Here is an 18667-nt window from a genome sequence, read left to right on the forward strand (position 1 = left end):
GCAATGCGCGATTACTTGTCTGCTACTTCTCAGTTCAATTATCAGCACACCGTCGACGCCGCACTCGCAGGCGATCTGACGGCCCTCAACGCCTGTGTCGAATGCTGTGACCGGCATGCCTTGCCGGGGCGCATCGCGCTGTTCTGGGAAGGCCGCGACGGCACCGGTGCGACGTACACCTTCACCGAATTGCAGGACAAGGCCGCGCGTTTCGCCAATTATCTGCTGGCCCAGGGCGTGAAGAAGGGCGACAAGGTCGCCGGCCTGTTGCCACGCAACATCGAATTGTTGATCACCGTGTTCGCTACCTGGCGCATCGGCGCGGTGTATCAACCGCTATTCACCGCGTTCGGCCCCAAAGCCATCGAGCACCGCCTGAGCTGCTCGGGTGCCAAAGTGGTGGTCACCGATGCGGTGAACCGGCCGAAACTCGCCGAAGTCGCCGATTGCCCGACCACGGTTACCGTCACCGGCGCCAAAGGGCAGGGCCTGGTTCGTGGCGACTTCAGTTTCTGGGCCGAACTGGCCAATTATTCCGCCGACTGTGCACCAGTGCTGCTGACCGGCGAAGATCCGTTCCTGCTGATGTTCACCTCAGGCACCACCGGCCCGTCGAAAGCACTGTCGGTGCCGCTCAAGGCCATCGTCGCGTTCCAGAGCTACACCCGCGATGCGGTGGATCTGCGCCCGGAAGACGCGTTCTGGAACGTCGCCGACCCGGGTTGGGCCTACGGCATCTATTTCGGTGTCACGGGGCCGATGTCCATGGGCCATCCGATCACCTTTTACGACGGCCCGTTCACCCTCGAAAGCACCTGCCGGGTGATCAACAAGTACGGGATTACCAACCTCACCGGCTCGCCGACAGCCTACCGTTTGTTGATTGCCGGTGGTGATGAATTCGCCAAATCCATCAAGGGCAAGTTGCGTATCGTCAGCAGCGCCGGCGAGCCGCTGAACCCGGAAGTGATCCGCTGGTTCGCCGACAACCTCGGCGTGGTCATCCACGACCATTACGGGCAGACCGAACTGGGCATGGTGCTGTGCAACCACCACGGCCTTGAGCACCCGATCCACATGGGCGCCGCCGGTTTTGCCTCGCCAGGCCACCGCATTGTGGTTCTGGATGACGAGTACAAGGAACTGGGCGTTGGCCAGCCGGGCATTTTGGCCATCGACCGCAGCCAATCGCCGATGTGCTGGTTCGCCGGCTACGAAGGCGGGCCGACCAAGGCTTTCGTTGGCAACTACTACCTGAGTGGCGACACCGTTGAGTGGAACCCGGACGGCAGCATCAGCTTCGTCGGTCGCAGTGATGACGTGATTACCACTTCAGGCTACCGGGTCGGTCCGTTCGATGTGGAAAGTGCGTTGATCGAACACCCGGCCGTGGTCGAGGCTGCCGTGGTCGGCAAGCCCGATCCCGAGCGCACCGAACTGGTCAAGGCCTTCGTCGTGCTCAGCCCGCAATACCGCGCAGAACCTGCGTTGGCCGAAGAGCTGCGCCAGCACGTGCGCAAGCGTCTGGCGGCGCACTCGTACCCCCGTGAAATCGAATTTGTCAGCGAATTGCCGAAAACCCCAAGCGGCAAATTGCAGCGCTTTATCTTGCGCAACCAGGAAATCGCCAAGGCTCAAGAGGCTGCGGCGAAGAACGTTCCAGCTTGAATCCAGGGAAACAATGATGCAGATCGAGAACAAGATTTTTATCGTCACTGGCGGCGCTTCCGGCCTCGGTGCCGCCACCGCCGAGGTGCTGGTCGCCGCTGGCGCGAAAGTGATGCTGGTGGACATGAACGCCGAGGCCGTTGCGGCCCAGGCCCAGCGCCTTGGCGCGCAAAGCGTGGTGGCGGACATCAGCAACGAAGCGGCGGCCGAAGCGGCTGTGCAAGCGACGGTCAAAGCCTTCGGCGGCCTCAACGGTCTGGTCAATTGCGCCGGCATCGTGCGTGGCGAGAAGATTCTCGGCAAGAACGGTCCACACACGCTGTCCAGTTTCAGCCAGGTGATCAACGTCAACCTGATCGGCAGCTTCAACATGCTGCGTCTTGCGGCAGCGGCGATTGCCGAGACCGAAGCGGATGCCGACGGCGAGCGCGGCGTGATCATCAACACCGCCTCTGCTGCGGCTTACGACGGCCAGATTGGTCAGGCGGCTTACTCGGCGTCCAAAGGTGCGATTGTCAGCCTGACCTTGCCCGCTGCCCGCGAACTGGCACGCTTCGGCATCCGTGTGATGACGATCGCTCCCGGCATCTTCGAGACCCCGATGATGGCGGGTATGACCCAGGAAGTCCGCGACTCCCTGGCGGCTGGCGTGCCATTTCCGCCGCGTCTGGGCAAACCGGGCGAGTACGCTGGGCTGGTCAGGCATATTATTGAAAACAGCATGCTCAATGGCGAGGTGATCCGTCTCGACGGTGCCTTGCGCATGGCCGCCAAGTAAGGAGGATTTGTCATGACTATGTCCAACGATCCAATCGTTATCGTCAGCGCCGTCCGCACCCCGATGGGCGGTTTCCAGGGCGATCTGAAAAGCCTGACCGCGCCGCAACTCGGTGCTGCTGCCATCAAGGCCGCGGTTGAGCGCGCCGGCGTCGCCAGTGATAGCGTCGATGAAGTGCTGTTTGGCTGCGTACTGCCGGCTGGCCTTGGCCAGGCTCCGGCGCGTCAAGCGGCGCTGGGTGCCGGGCTGGATAAATCGACCCGCTGCACCACCCTGAACAAGATGTGTGGTTCCGGCATGGAAGCGACGATTCTGGCCCACGACATGTTGTTGGCTGGCAGTGCCGACGTCGTGGTCGCCGGTGGCATGGAAAGCATGTCCAACGCGCCGTATCTGCTGGACCGCGCCCGTGCCGGCTACCGCATGGGCCATGGCCGGGTGCAGGACTCGATGTTCCTTGACGGCCTCGAAGACGCCTACGACAAGGGCCGCCTGATGGGCACCTTCGCCGAAGACTGCGCCGAAACCAACGGCTTCAGCCGTGAAGCCCAGGACGCGTTCGCCATCGCCTCGACCACTCGCGCCCAGCAGGCGATCCAGGACGGCAGCTTCAAGGACGAAATCGTCCCACTGACCGTGACGGTCGGCAAAGAGCAAGTCGTGATCAGCAATGACGAGCAGCCGCCAAAAGCCAAACTGGACAAGATCGCTTCGCTGAAACCGGCGTTCCGCGAGGGTGGCAGCGTGACGGCGGCCAACTCCAGTTCGATCTCCGACGGTGCGGCGGCGCTGGTGTTGATGCGCCAGTCGCAAGCACAGAAACAAGGCCTGAAACCGTTGGCGGTGATTCATGGTCACGCGGCGTTCGCCGACACCCCGGGCCTGTTCCCGGTGGCACCGATTGGCGCCATCAAGAAATTGATGAAAAAAACCGGCTGGTCGCTCAACGACGTCGATCTGGTGGAAGTCAACGAAGCCTTCGCCGTGGTCGGCATGGCCGCGATGACTCATCTGGAAATCCCCCACGAGAAACTCAACGTGCACGGCGGTGCTTGCGCCTTGGGTCACCCGATCGGGGCGTCTGGTGCGCGGATTCTCGTGACCTTGCTTTCGGCCCTGCGCCAGAAAGGCCTGAAACGCGGCGTCGCAGCGATTTGCATCGGCGGCGGTGAAGCGACGGCCATGGCCGTGGAATGCCTGTACTGAAATAGACGCAAAACCCATGTGGGAGCGGGCTTGCTCGCGAAAGCGGTGTGTCATTCAACAAAGAATTCGACTGACACGGCCTCTTCGCGAGCAAGCCCGCTCCCACAGGGATTCGCACTTAGCTTGATTCAAGGATTCACCATGATCCCCAATGACGACCAACAACAAATCCGCGACATGGCCCGGGACTTTGCCCAGGAACGGCTGAAGCCGTTCGCTGCCGAATGGGATCGCGAACACCGCTTTCCCAAGGAAGCCATCGGCGAGATGGCCGGGCTGGGTTTCTTTGGCATGCTGGTGCCGGAACAGTGGGGCGGATGCGACACCGGTTACCTGGCCTACGCCATGGCCCTGGAAGAAATTGCCGCTGGCGATGGCGCCTGCTCGACCATCATGAGCGTGCACAACTCCGTGGGCTGCGTGCCGATCCTCAACTACGGCACGGATGAGCAGAAAGAACGCTTCCTCAAACCACTGGCCAGCGGTGCGATGCTCGGCGCCTTCGCACTGACCGAACCCCAGGCCGGTTCCGACGCCAGCGGCCTGAAAACCCGTGCCCGTCTGGAGGGCGATCACTACGTGCTCAACGGCTGCAAGCAGTTCATCACCTCCGGGCGCAATGCCGGTGTGGTGATTGTGTTTGCGGTGACCGATCCGAACGCCGGCAAGCGTGGCATCAGCGCGTTTATCGTGCCGACCGACTCGCCCGGCTACACCGTTGCGCGGGTCGAGGACAAGCTCGGCCAGCATGCGTCCGACACCTGCCAGATCCTCTTCGAAGACGTGAAGGTCCCGGTGGCCAACCGTTTGGGCGAGGAGGGCGAAGGCTACAGGATTGCCCTGGCCAACCTTGAAGGCGGCCGCGTCGGCATCGCTTCGCAATCGGTGGGCATGGCCCGCGCCGCGTTTGAAGCGGCCCGTGACTACGCCCGTGAGCGCGAGAGCTTCGGCAAGCCGATCATCGAACACCAGGCCGTGGCGTTCCGCCTGGCGGACATGGCCACCCAGATCGCCGTGGCGCGACAAATGGTGCACTACGCCGCCGCCCTGCGCGACAGTGGCAAACCGGCCCTGGTCGAAGCGTCTATGGCCAAGTTGTTCGCCTCGGAAATGGCCGAGAAGGTATGCTCCTCGGCGCTGCAAACCCTTGGCGGCTACGGTTACCTCAACGACTTCCCGCTGGAGCGGATCTACCGCGACGTGCGGGTCTGCCAGATCTACGAAGGCACCAGCGATATTCAGCGCATGGTCATTTCGCGCAATCTATAAGAAGGAGTTCCCTGTGAGCGACAAAGAGCTGAGCTACGAAACGATTTTGTTGGAAATCCACGGCCGCGTCGGCCTGATTACCCTCAACCGTCCACAAGCGCTGAATGCCTTGAACGCGCAGATCGTCAGCGAATTGAACCACGCCCTTGATGGCCTGGAAGCTGATTCGAACATCGGCTGCATCGTCCTGACCGGGTCGAAAAAAGCTTTCGCCGCTGGCGCCGATATCAAGGAAATGGCGGAGCTGACCTATCCGCAGATCTATATCGACGACCTGTTCAGCGACAGCGACCGCGTAGCCAACCGCCGCAAGCCGATCATTGCGGCGGTCAACGGTTTCGCTTTGGGTGGCGGCTGTGAGCTGGCGCTGATGTGCGACTTCATTCTGGCTGGCGACAACGCCAAGTTCGGTCAGCCGGAAATCAACCTCGGCGTGTTGCCGGGCATGGGCGGCACCCAGCGCCTGACCCGTGCGGTGGGCAAGGCCAAGGCCATGGAAATGTGCTTGAGCGGGCGTTTGATCGATGCCGTGGAAGCGGAGCGTTGCGGCATCGTGGCGCGTATCGTGCCGAGCGATGAGCTGCTGGATGAAGCGCTGAAAGTCGCGGCGTTGATCGCCAAAAAATCGTTGCCGATTGCGATGATGGTCAAGGAAAGCGTCAACCGTGCCTTCGAAGTGAGCCTGGCCGAAGGCGTGCGCTTTGAGCGTCGGGTGTTCCATGCAGCGTTTGCGACGCAGGATCAGAAGGAAGGAATGGCGGCGTTCATTGCCAAGCGTGAAGCGGAATTCCAAGGCAAGTAATGCTGCGTTTTCACTGACGCTTTCGCGAGCAAGCCCGCTCCCACATTGGACCTCAGCGTTTCCGAGATCCTTTGTGGGAGCGGGCTTGCTCGCGAAGCTTTTAGAGCTTCACACCAGGTAGTTCTTCAGTTCGCGGGCAATCACCATCCGCTGAATCTCGCTCGACCCTTCGTAGATCTGCGTGATCCGCGCATCCCGGTAGTACTTCTCCACCGGGTAATCTTCCAGATAGCCATAGCCGCCATGAATCTGAATGGCGGACGAACAGACCTTTTCCGCCATTTCCGAAGCAAACAGCTTGGCTTGTGACGCCTCCGACAAGCAGGGCTTGCCGGCCGTGCGCAGGCGCGCGGCGTGCAGGATCAGCAACCGAGCGGCGTTCAACTGCATGTGCATGTCGGCCAGCAAATTGGCGATGCTCTGGTGTTCATTGATCGCTTTGCCGAACTGCACACGATCACGGGAGTAGGCCAGCGCCGCTTCAAACGCAGCACGGGCGATGCCCAGCGCCTGGGCGGCGATGCCGATGCGGCCGCCTTCGAGGTTGGACAGGGCGATGGCCAGGCCTTTTCCACGCTCGCCGAGCAGATTGGCTTCAGGGATGGTGCAGTCGTTCAGGGTGACCGCGCAGGTGTCGGAAGCGCGGATGCCCATTTTGTGCTCGGTGCGATCAACGATAAAACCGGCGGTGTCGGTGGGTACCAGGAACGCCGAGATGCCACGCTTGCCCAGGTCCGGGTCGGTCACGGCAAATACAATCGCCAGCTTGGCGCGCTTGCCGTTGCTGACGAATTGCTTGGCGCCGTTGATCACCCACTGGCCGTCGCGCAGTTCGGCGCGGGTGCGCAGGTTGTGGGCCTCGGAACCGGCCTGGGGTTCGGTTAGGCAGAAGCAGCCGATGACCTGGCCGCTGGCCAGGTCCGCCAGCCAGGTCTGTTTCTGTTCTTCGCTGCCGTAGTTGAGCACCGGCCCGCAGCCCACGGAGTTGTGGATGCTCATGAAGGCGCCGGTAGCACCGTCGCCGGCGGAAATCTCTTCTACCGCCAGGGCGTAGGCCACGTAGTCGACATAGGTGCCGCCCCATTCCTCAGGCACCACCATGCCGAGCAAGCCCAGTTCGCCCATCTTCGCCACCAGGCCGTCGTCGATCCAGCCGGCCTTTTCCCAGGCCTGGGCATGGGGCGCGATTTCGCCACGGGCAAAATCCCGGGCCATGTCGCGGATCATGACTTGCTCTTCGCTCAATTCGATATCGTGCATGGCTCAGCTCTCGCTCTGGTCAAACCCGCTGAAGAAGCTCGCCACGTGTTCGGCGTCCAGCGCCTTGAGGGTTGGCGGGTTCCAGCGTGGTGTTTTGTCTTTGTCGATCAGCAAGGCGCGCACGCCTTCGATCAGGTCGCCGCGCTCGAACCACTGGCGGTCCAGATGCAGCTCAAGGGCGAAACATTGTTCAAGTGGCAGCTCGCGTCCGCGACGCAGCATTTCCAGGGTGACGCCCATGGCCAGTGGCGAGCGGGTTTCCAGCAGGTCGGCGGTGGTGACGGCCCACTCATGGCTGTCGGCGACCGTGACCTGGCGCAGTTGCTCCACAATACTCGGCACATCGGGTTGGGCGAAGAAGTGGTCGATGGCCGGGCGCAGTGCACTCAATGGAGCGTCGGGCAGCTGCTGGACGGCGAGTTTTGCCAGCAGGCCTTGCAGGTCCTTGAGCGGCGTGTCGTGCCACTCGAGCTGGTCAAGACTCTCGTCCAGGACGCCCAGTTTGTCGCTTTCCAGGTACCAGTCGGCCAGGCCGCAATACAGCGCATCGGCGGCGCGAATCTGCACGCCGCTGACGCCGAGGTAAATCCCCAGTTCACCAGGGATGCGCGGCAGGAAGTAACTGCCGCCGACGTCGGGGAAATAGCCAATGCCGACTTCCGGCATCGCCAGGCGGCTTTTCTCGGTGACCACGCGCAAGTCTGCGCCTTGCACCAGACCCATGCCGCCGCCGAGGACAAAACCGTCCATCAGGGCCAGCACTGGTTTGCGGTAATGATGGATCGCGAGGTCGAGGGCGTATTCTTCGACGAAGAAATCTTCATGCAGGGTATCGCCGCTTTTGAAGCTGTCATACAGCGAGCGAATGTCGCCGCCGGCGCAGAAGGCTTTTTCGCCGGCGCCGCGCAAGACCACCGCATGTACTTGCGAATCCTGGGCCCAGGCGTCGAGCTGGCGGTGCAGGTTGCGCACCATGTCCAGGGTCAGGGCATTGAGGCCGGCGGGGCGGTTGAGGGTCAGATGACCGATGTGGTTGCGCACCTCGGCCAGCACTTCGTTTTGCATGGCATCCATGGACAGCGGCCCCTTCGATGAAACCTGAGCAGTCATCACTAACTCCCTGCTTTTATTGTTCTTTATCGAGATGCTCGCGCGCGAGCGATGGGGGATCGTATCAGTGCAAATTTGCCTTGTACAACCCGGATAAGTGCAGGTTATCTGTGCATTTTTGCATGGTGATGACCGGCACTGTTTCAGCGTAGACCACGGCGTATTCAGGCAAACGCCGCGAGCAAATCCTCTTCGAACGCCTTCTGCGCATCGCCGGCCACCTGCGCCCGGTGCCGGGCCAGATGAAACGCGACATCGAAACTCATATCGCTTCGACGCACGGCCCTGAGCAATCCTTTTTCTTCCCAGCCACGGGCAAAGTGGCTGGGCAAATAACCGACATGCTTGCCGGAAAGGATGAAGGCGAGGGTGCCTTCGACCTGTTCCGAACGCGCCGAACACCGCTTGCCCTGAAAGGGTTCGTCACTGCGCAGGAAACGGTAGGGGTGATCGACCCGGTCGCAGGACTGGAGATCCTGATCGTCCGGTTGCGCGCTGGTGAACAGCGGATGGCCGGGAGCGCAATACAAGTGCTGGGTTTCTATGAACAGTTGGCGGTAGTCAAACGCGCTTTGCACTTGTGAGAAATAACCGATGGCGAGGTCCAGCCGCTGTTGCAGCAGCAAGCGTTCCATTTCGCCGGGCATGGCGCTGATCAGTTCGATACGCACCGACTCGTCCCGCTCTCGGAAACGCCGGATCGCTTCGGCCACTCGTTGCAGCACCGATTGATCCAGGGCTTCGGACAGACCCAGGCGCACTTCGCCGATCAAGCGTCCGGCCACGCCGTTGGATTGATGGCGGAACGCTTCGATGGACTGGAACAACCCGCGGGTGGCGCTGAGCAATTGCTCGCCCTTGGGGGTGATTTTGAATCCGCCCTTGCCGCGACTGCATAAGCGATAGCCGAGACGGGTTTCCAGCTTGGCCATTTGCTGGCTGATGCTCGACTGGCTCAACCCCAACTCGCCCTGGGCTGCGCTGAACCCGCCGCACTCCACCACGCTGACAAACAGACGCAACAATTGCAGATCCAGATCATGCAGTTGGCCGAGCATCAAACATTACTCCGTCATAAAGTCAGGTTAATTAACTTGATATTTCACCAATGTATCCGACGACGCATCCTGCAACCACTTCCTCTGGTCAGGTGTTCGTCATGGCTCCCATGTTCAAGCTGTGTTTACCCGCGCTATTCCTTGCCATGGCTGCATCGGCCCAGGCCGAAGACAACGTGGTCAATCTGTACAGTTGGGCTGATTACGTCGCCCCCGAAACCCTGCAACGGTTCGAGCAGGAAACCGGCATCCATGTGCGCTACGACACCTTTGACTCTTCGGAAGTGCTGGAGACCAAGTTGCTCACTGGCGGCAGCGGTTATGACGTGGTGGTGCCGTCTTCCAGTGTGCTGGCCCGGGGCCTTGCCGCCGGGGCGTTGAAACCGATCCCCCACGAAGGCCTCAAGGGTTACGCCAACCTCGATCCGGATTTGCTGGAAAAACTCGCCGCTGTCGATCCGGGCAACCGCTACGGCGTGCCTTATACCTGGGGCACATTGGGATTTGGCATGAACGTCGAGGCGGTAAAGCAGCGCTTGCCGGATGTGCCACTCAACAGTCTGGATATGCTGTTCAAGCCCGAGTACGCGAGCAAGTTGAAGGATTGCGGCATCGCCATTCTCGACTCGCCCCAGGAAGTGATCGGGCTGGCGCTGCACTACCTGGGTAAAGATCCCTACAGCATCGACAAGAACGATCTGTCAGCCGCCGAGGCGTTGCTGCATCAGTTGCAGCCGAATGTGCTGTACGTCGCCACTGGACGGCAGATCAGCGACCTGGCCAATGGCAGCGTTTGTCTGGCATTGACCTACAACGGTGACGCGAGCATGGCCGCCGATCAGGCGCGCAAAGCCAACAAACCCTATGAAATTGCCTACCGGATTCCCAAGGAAGGCACCCTCGTCTGGCAGGACAACCTGGCCATTCCCAAGGACGCGCCGCACCCCGAAGCCGCCCGCGCCTTTATCGAGTTCATGTTGCGCCCCGAGTCCGTCGCGGCACTGACCAACACGTTGTTCTTCGCCACGGCGAACCAGGCCGCCACACCGCTGGTGGATGAAGCGGTGCGCACCGACCCGGACATCTATCCACTGGCTGACGTGCGCGAACGGCTGTATGCCGACCGCAGCATGAACCTCAAGGACATGCGTCAGCGCACCCGTCTGTGGACCACTTTCCGTAGTCGCCAATAATAAAAAGGAGCCTTCAATGGACGTCCCGATGCAGAACGATCAAGCCCTTACCCGTGACAGCCTTTACGGCACGGCCGCCGAAAGCACCTACGCCGGCATTACCAGTTTCATGCGTCGCCGCTACAGCCGTGACCTGCGTGGTGTTGATGTGGCTGTCAGTGGCGTGCCGTTCGACACCGCCACCAGCAACCGCCCCGGCGCACGCTTCGGACCACGCGGCATTCGCGCCGCCTCTGCCGGGATTGCCTGGGAACGGCACTGGCCGTGGACGTTTGACCCGTTCGACCATCTGGCGGTGATCGATTATGGCGATTGCGATTTCGACTACGGCTCTCCGCAGTCGACGCCCGAAATGATTGAGGCTCACGCCGCGCACATCCTCAATGCCGGCACTGCGATGCTGACGTTCGGCGGCGATCACTTCATCACCTATCCGCTGCTCAAGGCCCATGCGCGCAAGCACGGGGCGTTGTCGCTGATCCACTTCGACGCCCACAGCGACACCTGGCCGGACGAAGAGGGCAAGCGCATCGACCACGGCACCATGTTCTGGCACGCGGCCAGGGAAGGGCTGGTCGACCCGTCGCGCTCGGTGCAAATCGGTTTGCGCACCACCAATGACGATCATCAGGGCTTTGAAGTGCTGGACGCGCGGCAAGTGCATCGCCGTGGCTGCGAAGCGATTGTCGAGGCGATTCGGGCGCGGGTCGGCGACAACCCGGTGTACCTGACGTTCGACATCGACTGCCTCGATCCGGCGTTCGCGCCTGGTACGGGAACGCCAGTCTGCGGCGGCTTGAGCACGGTGCAGGCACTGGAGATTCTCGGCGGATTACGCGGGATCAATCTGGTGGGCATGGACGTGGTGGAAGTGGCCCCGGCCTATGACAGCGCAGAGATCACGTCACTGGCAGCGGCGACGTTGGCGATGGAGATGCTGTGTCTGTATGCGGCCAGGCACAAGATCGATAAGTAATACACGGTCGAAATGTGGGAGCGGGCTTGCTCGCGAAAGCGGTGTGTCATCCAACAACTATGTCGACTGATACGACGCCTTCGCGAGCAAGCCCGCTCCCACAGGTTTGATGGGTGTCAGGCTACCGGAATGCTTGGCAGATCGAGGACCCGACCACCGCTAAACCGCGCGAACGAACCGGCAATGGATTCGTGCGGCACGCCTTTGGCCACGTCACTGACGCCATCGAGTCGCGCCAATTGCTCAGCATTCAACTGCACATTCAGTGCCCCCAATGTCGCGTCCAATTGCTCGCGGGTCCGGGAGCCGAGGATCGGAATCAGCGCCGTGGTCGAACGCTTGGCCTTTTCCCGCAGCCAGGCAATGGCTACGTGGGTCGGGCTGGCGTCCAGTTCTGCGGCGACACCGATCAAGGTGTCGAGCAGAGCGGTTTCGCGGGCGCTTTTTTCGGTATGAATCAGCACGCCGAGCTTGTTCGCGCGATTGTCGCCTTCACTGTTGCGATACTTGCCGGTGAGGAAGCCGCCACCCAGCGGCGACCACAATGTCGCGGCCAGGCCCAGGGCTTCGGCCATCGGCAGTTGTTCACGCTCAGCGGTGCGTTCGGCGAGGCTGTACTCGACCTGGATCGCGGCAATCGGTGCAAAACCGCGTACCTCGGCCAGCAGGTCGGCGCGGGCGATACGCCACGCGGGGAAATTCGATAGCCCGGCGTAATGAATCTTGCCGGCACTGACCAGATCGTCGAAGCCGCGCAGGATCTCTTCCATGGGCGTGACGCCGTCGCTCATATGGGCCCAGAACAGATCGATATGATCGGTCTTCAGGCGTTTCAGGCTTTCCTCGACGGCGCGCACCATGTTCTTGCGACTGTTGCCAGTGTGGGAAATGCCGGCCGCCGGTGTAGTCCCGAGGGTGTATTTGGTGGCGATGACCAGGCTATCCCGTTCTGCGTTGATGAATTCGCTGAGCATGGCCTCGGACTGCCCGCCCTGGTAACCATTGGCGGTATCGATGAAGTTGCCACCGGCCTCCAGGTAGCCATCAAAAATGCGCCTGGCTTCGTCACGCTCGGCGCCATGACCCCAACCGGTGCCGAAATTGCCGGCGCCCAACGCCAGTTCGGAAACACGCAAGCCGGTTTTACGACCGAAAACTTTGTAATGCATGGGATGACTCCAGAGGGATGAGGTCGGGGTTGTATTTAAATGTCTGTCGACATGTATTAAATATGATGTGAGTAATATAAGCCGTCAAGACGCTTTTTCTTCCTGCACAAAACTGCCGATCACTGGTCGCGGCATCGACGCGCAATGGCATACTGCCGCCCATGACTATCGAATCCCCCTTAAACGCCTGGCAACACGCCATCGAACACAAGGGCTTTGTCCAGGACGAGGCTCAGGAATTTGCCGTGTGGGCGCTGCAAAAATGCCACGAAGCGCTGCACGAAGGCCGTTCGCGTATTTCCGGGGTGTACTTGTGGGGCCCGGTCGGGCGGGGCAAAACCTGGCTGATGGACCAGTTCTACCAAAGCCTGCGGGTCCCGGCGCGGCGCCAGCACTTTCACCATTTCATGGGCTGGGTGCACCAACGCTCGTTTCAACTGACCGGCACCGCCGACCCACTCAAGGCGTTGGCCCGTGAATTGGCCGAAGAAGTGCGCGTACTGTGTTTTGACGAGTTGTTCGTCAATGACATTGGTGACGCGATCATTCTCGGGCGGCTGTTCCAGGTGATGTTCGAACAGGGCGTGGTGGTGGTCTGCACGTCCAATCTGCCGCCGGACCAGTTGTACGCCGACGGATTCAATCGCGACCGCTTCATGCCCGCCATCGCGGCGATCAAGCAACACATGCAGGTGATTGCGGTGGATGGCGGGGAAGACCATCGCCTGCATCCGGGTGCCGGTTCGCAACGCTACTGGGTAGCCGAGCCCGGCCAGCCCGGCGCACTCGCCGAGGTGTTCGCGGGGTTGACTGTGGACCAGGCGGTTTCGAGCGAGCCGGTCAAGGTCGGTTACCGCGCCCTTGAGGTGGTCAAGGCCAGCCCGACTGTGCTCTGGACCCGTTACGCCGCGCTGTGCGAGCAACCCTTCGCGGCCATGGATTTCATCGCCCTGTGCGATACCTACGGCGCTATTCTGTTGGGGGACGTACCCAACCTCAGCGCGCAAAAACGCGCCGGGCGCATTGCCCGTGGCACCGAGGACGGTGTCGAACGGGTGGCAGCGGGGGATCGCGAGTTACCGCAGTTGTCGGTGCATGATGACGGTGTACGACGGTTTATTGCCTTGGTGGACGAGTGCTATGACCGCAAGGTGCCGCTGTACCTTGAAGCGCAAGTGCCAATGGCGTCGCTTTACACTGAGGGTTATCTGGAGTTCCCGTTCCGCCGCACCCTCAGCCGCTTACAGGAAATGCAACTGCAACGGTTTGCCGAAGTTTGATCGGGATTTGATCGGGAGCAGCGAACATGAATCAGCCCCTGTCACACCATTTGCTGACCATGGCCTATCAGAACGCCTGGGCCAATCACCGACTGGCCAAAGCCTGGCGGCAGTTGAGCCCGCAGGAGTTGACCGCACCCCGGGTCAGCTTCTTCCCCACTATTCGCGCCACGCTCAACCACATCCTCACCTGTGACTGGTTCTATGTGGACGCCCTGGAGCGCGAATTGCGCGGCGACGATCCGCATCCCGATTGTCATAGGTTTTTCAAGGAAGACGAGCCCTGTCTCCTGGCGACGGACCTCGTCGGCGAACAGGCCCACGTCGACCGCCGGCTGATCGCCTACTGCGAGCAGATGCGCGACGCCGACCTCGGCAAAATCGTGACCATCGCCCGTGACACCCCGCAACACGACAGCCGTCTGCGCCTGCTGTCCCATTTGTTTGAACACCAGATCCATCACCGCGGCCAGGTTCACGCCATGCTCAGCGGCACCTCGGTCAAGCCACCGCAACTTGACGAGTTTTTCTGTGCCGGTGAGTCGCACTTGCGGGCCGAGGACTTTGCCGAACTGGGATGGACGGAAGCTTTGATCTGGGGCGCTTGAGCGCCAAAGATTTCCTCGGTTGCGATTGTCGTTACCCCGGTGCTCGCGCTATGGTCTGCGGGCACTTCAGCGTGAAATACATGCCGGGGGCTACTTCATGTGTGATCGAGGATGGAAATGGACTCCGCAGAAATTCTTGTGCTTCAGGCCAGCTACACCAATCCGGTGCATGCCGAGGCTATTTGCCTGGTGTTGAACCACTACGCCGAGGACCCGATGGGGGGTGGCCAGCCGTTACCGGCCGGTGTGCTTGAGCAACTCCCGGCTGAGCTTGCCAGGCGTCCCCACGCCTTCAGCGTGCTGGCCTTTGTCGGTGGCGAGCCGGCCGGGCTGGTCAATTGCTTCGAAGGGTTCTCCACCTTTGCCTGCCGGCCGTTGGTCAATGTGCACGATGTGTCGGTGGTGAAAAAATTTCGCGGCCTGGGCTTGAGCCAGAAGATGCTGCAAAAGGTCGAGGACATCGCCCGTCAGCGTGGCTGCTGCAAGCTCACTCTGGAAGTGCTGGAAGGCAATGCCGTGGCGCAGGGCTCTTATGAAAAAGCCGGTTTCGCCGCCGGCATGTTCGACCCTGCCCATGGACGGATGTTGTTCTGGACCAAGAGTCTCTGACTCAACAGGCAAAACAAGGGCGTCCATCAGGACGCCCAACAATCTTCTCCGACTGTAGAGCCGCAGTCAGAGACCCATGGATCATTTCGGTCTGTAGGTTTCAGTCATTTGTGCGGTTTGATCGTCCGGAACCCGCAGCTCGGTGCTTTGGATGGGGTGGCCCAGGGCTTGTTGCTGGGCCAGTCGCAGACTTTCGTAGTAATAGCGCATGCGTTCGGCTCCGCCTTCGGCAAAAGCGCTGGTTGCGCCCAAGGCCATCAGGCCGGCGAGGATCAATGCGGTGCGTTTCATGGTTTGCCTCCCACCACAGATGTCGGATGCCTTTCGTCCATGAATCAATGAATCAGTGTCGAAATGACATTATCCGCCGATTCGGCTAAATGGGAATTAACTTCACCAGCGGCCTTTATGGCTGCGACGGGAGCATGAAAAAGGGGGCGGGAATCGGCCTGATGCCAGTCAGTTAAGCGCTAATGCGATCTGTAGCAGCAGCCGAGCCCGCGAGGCTGCGTTCGGCTGCGAAGCAGTCGTGAGTCCATCTGACGCGGTCTGCCTGACATGCCGCAATCACTGATTTTTACGACTGCTTCGCAGCCGAACGCAGCCTCGCGGGCTCGGCAGCTGCTACAAAGGATTACTGCTGAACGACCGCGAGTGCGAGAACGGCTGCGGAAGCAGTGCAGACTGCTCCCGCTTGAAAGGAGGGGGGCAGGCGAGTGGGGCGCGTTACGTCACAGCCAGGGGTTGCGTCTGACTGGCTTGCAGCAGCAGTCGCAATTGCGCCAGCTCCTGTTTCAATTGATCGCGTTCGTCTTTCAACTGACGCAATTCATCGCGACGGATAGTGACGTAAAGGGTTTGTGCTGGCAGTGCGGTGTGTACTGTGCCCATTGCTCACCTCGCAAATGGCGTGTCTCAACTGTAGGTCCGCCTCGAAATCAACGGCTGATCTACTATCGGCGCCAATTTTGATTTCTTTTGCCCCTGAAGGGAACTTTTTTATTTTTGATTGTCGTTGTGTCTTCGGCTTGATTGCCGACGTTATCCATCAGGATCGGGCACAATGCCCGGAAACTTCACGCCAACGCTCTGGACTAACCTCATGAGTCGCGTTGGGCTATAACCTTTGACACACCTTTTATTTGTAGTAGGGAGCATCAGCACATGCAACTCGGGATTATTGGACTGGGCCGCATGGGCGGCAATATTGCGCGGCGCCTGATGCTCAACGGGCACACCACCGTTGTTTACGACCGCAATACCGCCTTTGTCGAAGCCTTGTCCGCTGAGGGCTCCACCGGCGTCACCGATCTGCCAGCGCTGGTCGCTGGTCTGGCCAAGCCGCGTGCGGTGTGGGTCATGCTGCCGGCAGGCGCACCGACCGAAGAAACCATCGACACCCTGAGCACTTTGCTCGAAGCCGGCGATACCATCATCGACGGCGGCAACACCTTCTATAAGGACGATATCCGCCGGGCCAAAACCCTGTCGGAAAAAGGCCTGCATTACATTGACGTCGGCACGTCTGGCGGCGTCTGGGGCCTGGAGCGCGGTTACTGCATGATGATCGGCGGCGATGCCGCGACCGTTAAGCGTCTTGACCCGCTGTTCGCTACCCTGGCCCCGGGCATGGGCGACATCCCGCGTACCAAGGACCGCAAGTCCGACGACGATCGTGCCGAGCGTGGCTATATCCATGCAGGCCCTGCAGGCGCCGGGCATTTCGTCAAGATGATCCACAACGGCATCGAATACGGAATGATGCAGGCGTTTGCCGAAGGCTTCGACATTCTGCAGACCAAAAACAGCGAGAACCTGCCGCAAGACCAGCGTTTCGACCTGAACGTGGCGGACATCGCCGAAGTCTGGCGTCGTGGCAGCGTGGTGTCGTCGTGGTTGCTCGACCTGACTGCCGACGCCCTGGCCAGCGATCCGAAACTCGACGGTTTCTCCGGCTCGGTGGCCGACAGCGGTGAAGGTCGCTGGACCATCGAAGCTGCCATGGAGCAAGCGGTGCCGGTGCCGGTGCTGTCGAACTCGCTGTTCTCCCGCTACCGTTCGCGTGGCCAAGGCACCTTTGGCGACAAGATCCTCTCGGCCCAGCGCTTTGGCTTCGGCGGCCACGTGGAGACTGCGAAGAAATGACCCACACGATCCACAGAAAATCCAAGGCTGAACCCGCGCCGCCGACCACGCTGTTCCTGTTCGGCGCCCACGGCGATCTGGTCAAGCGCCTGCTGATGCCGGCGCTGTACAACCTCAGTCGCGACGGTTTACTCGGGGATGGACTGCGGATCATCGGTGTTGACCACAACGCCATCAGCGATGAAGGCTTCGCGAAAAAACTCGAAGACTTCATCCGCAACGAGGTGGCCACCAAGACCGGCAAGGGCGATCAGGCCCTTGATCCGGCGGTGTGGGCCAAGCTCGCCAAAGGCATCAGCTACGTCCAGGGCGATTTCCTGGACGACAGCACTTATCAAGCGCTGGCGGCAAAAATCGCCGACAGCGGTACCGGCAATGCGGTGTTCTACCTGGCCACCGCGCCGCGATTCTTCAGTGAAGTGGTGCGTCGCCTCGGTTCGGCCGGTTTGCTGGAAGAAACCCCTGAGGCGTTCAGAAGGGTGGTGATCGAAAAGCCTTTCGGCTCCGACCTGCATACGGCCGAGGCCTTGAACGCTTGCCTGCTCAAGGTGATGACGGAAAAGCAGATCTATCGGATCGACCATTACCTGGGCAAGGAGACCGTGCAGAACATCCTGGTCAGCCGGTTCTCCAACAGCCTGTTCGAGGCGTTCTGGAACAATCACTACATCGACCATGTGCAGATCACCGCCGCCGAAACCGTCGGCGTGGAAACCCGTGGCAGTTTTTACGAGCACACCGGCGCGCTGCGGGACATGGTGCCCAATCACCTGTTCCAGTTGCTGGCGATGGTGGCGATGGAGCCACCTGCTGCGTTTGGCGCCGATGCGGTACGCGGCGAGAAAGCCAAGGTCGTCGGTGCGATCCGGCCGTGGACGGTGGAGGAGGCCCGCGTCAACTCGGTGCGCGGCCAATACGTCGCGGGTGAGATCGACGGCAAGGCACTGCCGGGCTATCGCCAGGAAAACAACGTGGCGCCCGACAGCAATACCGAAACCTATGTGGCCCTCAAGGTGATGATCGATAACTGGCGGTGGGTCGGCGTGCCGTTCTACCTGCGTACCGGCAAACGCATGAGTGTGCGTGACACCGAGATCGTCATCTGTTTCAAGCCGGCGCCTTATGCGCAGTTCCGCGACACCGAGGTCGATGAGTTGCAACCGACCTATCTGCGCATTCAGATCCAGCCCAACGAAGGCATGTGGTTCGACCTGCTGGCCAAGCGTCCCGGCCAGGCCCTGAAGATGGACAACATCGAGCTCGGGTTTGCCTACAAGGACTTCTTCGAGATGCAACCGTCCACCGGTTACGAAACCCTGATTTACGATTGCCTGACCGGCGACCAGACGCTGTTCCAGCGTGCCGACAATATCGAGAACGGCTGGCGCGCCGTGCAGCCGTTCCTGGATGCTTGGCAGCAGGACTCCAGCGTGCAGAGCTATGCCGCCGGGGAGAACGGCCCGAAGGCCGGTGAAGAATTGCTGACCCGCGATGGTCGCGTCTGGCATCGCCTCGGATAACACGGATCTCCTGTGG

The 18667-nt window shown here is 60.9% G+C and carries 18 protein-coding genes; 12 read left to right on the top strand and 6 right to left on the bottom strand.

The window, feature by feature from the left end:
* Positions 1-3: 3 nt before the first annotated feature.
* The 5 genes from PMI28_RS22740 (at position 4) to PMI28_RS22720 (ending at position 5723) form a co-directional block, all read left to right on the top strand.
* Complete coding sequence (locus PMI28_RS22740; RefSeq protein WP_007983598.1) at positions 4-1668, top strand: AMP-binding protein; 1665 nt, start codon at positions 4-6, stop codon at positions 1666-1668.
* Positions 1669-1684: 16 nt separating this feature from the next.
* Complete coding sequence (locus PMI28_RS22735) at positions 1685-2446, top strand: SDR family NAD(P)-dependent oxidoreductase (RefSeq protein WP_033063132.1); 762 nt, start codon at positions 1685-1687, stop codon at positions 2444-2446.
* Positions 2447-2458: 12 nt separating this feature from the next.
* On the top strand, positions 2459-3652 hold the full coding sequence (locus PMI28_RS22730; protein WP_007983602.1) for an acetyl-CoA C-acyltransferase: 1194 nt from the start codon (positions 2459-2461) through the stop codon (positions 3650-3652).
* Positions 3653-3793: 141 nt separating this feature from the next.
* Positions 3794-4921 (top strand): acyl-CoA dehydrogenase, encoded by a 1128-nt coding sequence (locus tag PMI28_RS22725; RefSeq protein WP_007983604.1) that lies wholly within the window; start codon positions 3794-3796, stop codon positions 4919-4921.
* Between the two features lie 28 nt (positions 4922-4949).
* On the top strand, positions 4950-5723 hold the full coding sequence (locus tag PMI28_RS22720; protein WP_033063139.1) for an enoyl-CoA hydratase: 774 nt from the start codon (positions 4950-4952) through the stop codon (positions 5721-5723).
* Positions 5724-5831: 108 nt separating this feature from the next.
* Here PMI28_RS22720 and PMI28_RS22715 read toward each other — a convergent pair whose 3' ends face one another.
* The 3 genes from PMI28_RS22715 to PMI28_RS22705 form a co-directional block, all read right to left on the bottom strand.
* On the bottom strand, positions 5832-6983 hold the full coding sequence (locus tag PMI28_RS22715) for an acyl-CoA dehydrogenase family protein (RefSeq protein ID WP_007983608.1): 1152 nt from the start codon (positions 6981-6983) through the stop codon (positions 5832-5834).
* 3 nt (positions 6984-6986) lie between these two features.
* Positions 6987-8093 (bottom strand): enoyl-CoA hydratase/isomerase family protein, encoded by a 1107-nt coding sequence (locus PMI28_RS22710; protein ID WP_007983610.1) that lies wholly within the window; start codon positions 8091-8093, stop codon positions 6987-6989.
* A 164-nt stretch (positions 8094-8257) separates the two neighbouring features.
* Positions 8258-9151, bottom strand: coding sequence for a LysR family transcriptional regulator (locus PMI28_RS22705; protein ID WP_007983612.1), 894 nt, complete (start codon positions 9149-9151; stop codon positions 8258-8260).
* Between the two features lie 101 nt (positions 9152-9252).
* Here PMI28_RS22705 and PMI28_RS22700 point away from each other — a divergent pair, with 101 nt between their 5' ends.
* Both PMI28_RS22700 and speB read left to right on the top strand, forming a co-directional pair.
* Positions 9253-10344 carry a polyamine ABC transporter substrate-binding protein gene (locus PMI28_RS22700; RefSeq protein WP_007983614.1) on the top strand — a complete coding sequence of 364 codons (1092 nt, stop codon included), beginning with the start codon at positions 9253-9255 and terminating at the stop codon, positions 10342-10344.
* Positions 10345-10360: 16 nt separating this feature from the next.
* The gene (speB, locus tag PMI28_RS22695) at positions 10361-11320 is read left to right on the top strand and encodes an agmatinase (protein ID WP_007983616.1); all 960 of its coding nucleotides are present in this window, start codon (positions 10361-10363) and stop codon (positions 11318-11320) included.
* Positions 11321-11436: 116 nt separating this feature from the next.
* On the opposite strand, the gene PMI28_RS22690 is transcribed toward speB, so the two are convergent.
* Positions 11437-12489, bottom strand: a complete 1053-nt coding sequence (locus PMI28_RS22690; RefSeq protein ID WP_007983618.1) for an aldo/keto reductase — start codon at positions 12487-12489, stop codon at positions 11437-11439.
* Between the two features lie 161 nt (positions 12490-12650).
* Between PMI28_RS22690 and zapE the strand changes: the two genes are divergently transcribed.
* The 3 genes from zapE to PMI28_RS22675 all read left to right on the top strand — a co-directional run bounded on the left by zapE (position 12651) and on the right by PMI28_RS22675 (position 14986).
* Positions 12651-13769 carry a cell division protein ZapE gene (gene zapE / locus PMI28_RS22685; RefSeq protein ID WP_007983621.1) on the top strand — a complete coding sequence of 373 codons (1119 nt, stop codon included), beginning with the start codon at positions 12651-12653 and terminating at the stop codon, positions 13767-13769.
* A 26-nt stretch (positions 13770-13795) separates the two neighbouring features.
* A complete protein-coding gene (locus tag PMI28_RS22680; protein ID WP_007983622.1) occupies positions 13796-14377 on the top strand; it encodes a DinB family protein in 582 nt (193 codons plus the stop codon).
* A 117-nt stretch (positions 14378-14494) separates the two neighbouring features.
* Positions 14495-14986, top strand: coding sequence for a GNAT family N-acetyltransferase (locus PMI28_RS22675; protein ID WP_007983624.1), 492 nt, complete (start codon positions 14495-14497; stop codon positions 14984-14986).
* Between the two features lie 81 nt (positions 14987-15067).
* Here PMI28_RS22675 and PMI28_RS22670 read toward each other — a convergent pair whose 3' ends face one another.
* On the bottom strand, positions 15068-15277 hold the full coding sequence (locus PMI28_RS22670; RefSeq protein ID WP_007983626.1) for a hypothetical protein: 210 nt from the start codon (positions 15275-15277) through the stop codon (positions 15068-15070).
* 435 nt (positions 15278-15712) lie between these two features.
* A complete protein-coding gene (locus PMI28_RS30735) occupies positions 15713-15877 on the bottom strand; it encodes a DUF6026 family protein (protein ID WP_007983628.1) in 165 nt (54 codons plus the stop codon).
* 273 nt (positions 15878-16150) lie between these two features.
* Here PMI28_RS30735 and gnd point away from each other — a divergent pair, with 273 nt between their 5' ends.
* Positions 16151-17131 (top strand): phosphogluconate dehydrogenase (NAD(+)-dependent, decarboxylating), encoded by a 981-nt coding sequence (gnd, locus tag PMI28_RS22665; protein ID WP_007983630.1) that lies wholly within the window; start codon positions 16151-16153, stop codon positions 17129-17131.
* The gene (zwf, locus tag PMI28_RS22660) at positions 17128-18651 is read left to right on the top strand and encodes a glucose-6-phosphate dehydrogenase (protein ID WP_007983632.1); all 1524 of its coding nucleotides are present in this window, start codon (positions 17128-17130) and stop codon (positions 18649-18651) included. The genes gnd and zwf overlap by 4 nt, the downstream gene beginning before the upstream one ends.
* Positions 18652-18667: the final 16 nt, after the last annotated feature.

The organism is Pseudomonas sp. GM48, from assembly GCF_000282335.1.
GTDB lineage: Bacteria > Pseudomonadota > Gammaproteobacteria > Pseudomonadales > Pseudomonadaceae > Aquipseudomonas.

Coding starts and splice junctions, on each gene's coding strand:
- PMI28_RS22740 (WP_007983598.1), top strand. CDS start 4: ATGCGCGATTACTTGTCTGCTACTTCTCAGTTCAATTATCAGCACACC.
- PMI28_RS22735 (WP_033063132.1), top strand. CDS start 1,685: ATGCAGATCGAGAACAAGATTTTTATCGTCACTGGCGGCGCTTCCGGC.
- PMI28_RS22730 (WP_007983602.1), top strand. CDS start 2,459: ATGACTATGTCCAACGATCCAATCGTTATCGTCAGCGCCGTCCGCACC.
- PMI28_RS22725 (WP_007983604.1), top strand. CDS start 3,794: ATGATCCCCAATGACGACCAACAACAAATCCGCGACATGGCCCGGGAC.
- PMI28_RS22715 (WP_007983608.1), bottom strand. CDS start 6,983: ATGCACGATATCGAATTGAGCGAAGAGCAAGTCATGATCCGCGACATG.
- PMI28_RS22710 (WP_007983610.1), bottom strand. CDS start 8,093: ATGACTGCTCAGGTTTCATCGAAGGGGCCGCTGTCCATGGATGCCATG.
- PMI28_RS22705 (WP_007983612.1), bottom strand. CDS start 9,151: ATGCTCGGCCAACTGCATGATCTGGATCTGCAATTGTTGCGTCTGTTT.
- PMI28_RS22700 (WP_007983614.1), top strand. CDS start 9,253: ATGGCTCCCATGTTCAAGCTGTGTTTACCCGCGCTATTCCTTGCCATG.
- speB (WP_007983616.1), top strand. CDS start 10,361: ATGGACGTCCCGATGCAGAACGATCAAGCCCTTACCCGTGACAGCCTT.
- PMI28_RS22690 (WP_007983618.1), bottom strand. CDS start 12,489: ATGCATTACAAAGTTTTCGGTCGTAAAACCGGCTTGCGTGTTTCCGAA.
- zapE (WP_007983621.1), top strand. CDS start 12,651: ATGACTATCGAATCCCCCTTAAACGCCTGGCAACACGCCATCGAACAC.
- PMI28_RS22680 (WP_007983622.1), top strand. CDS start 13,796: ATGAATCAGCCCCTGTCACACCATTTGCTGACCATGGCCTATCAGAAC.
- PMI28_RS22675 (WP_007983624.1), top strand. CDS start 14,495: ATGGACTCCGCAGAAATTCTTGTGCTTCAGGCCAGCTACACCAATCCG.
- PMI28_RS22670 (WP_007983626.1), bottom strand. CDS start 15,277: ATGAAACGCACCGCATTGATCCTCGCCGGCCTGATGGCCTTGGGCGCA.
- PMI28_RS30735 (WP_007983628.1), bottom strand. CDS start 15,877: ATGGGCACAGTACACACCGCACTGCCAGCACAAACCCTTTACGTCACT.
- gnd (WP_007983630.1), top strand. CDS start 16,151: ATGCAACTCGGGATTATTGGACTGGGCCGCATGGGCGGCAATATTGCG.
- zwf (WP_007983632.1), top strand. CDS start 17,128: ATGACCCACACGATCCACAGAAAATCCAAGGCTGAACCCGCGCCGCCG.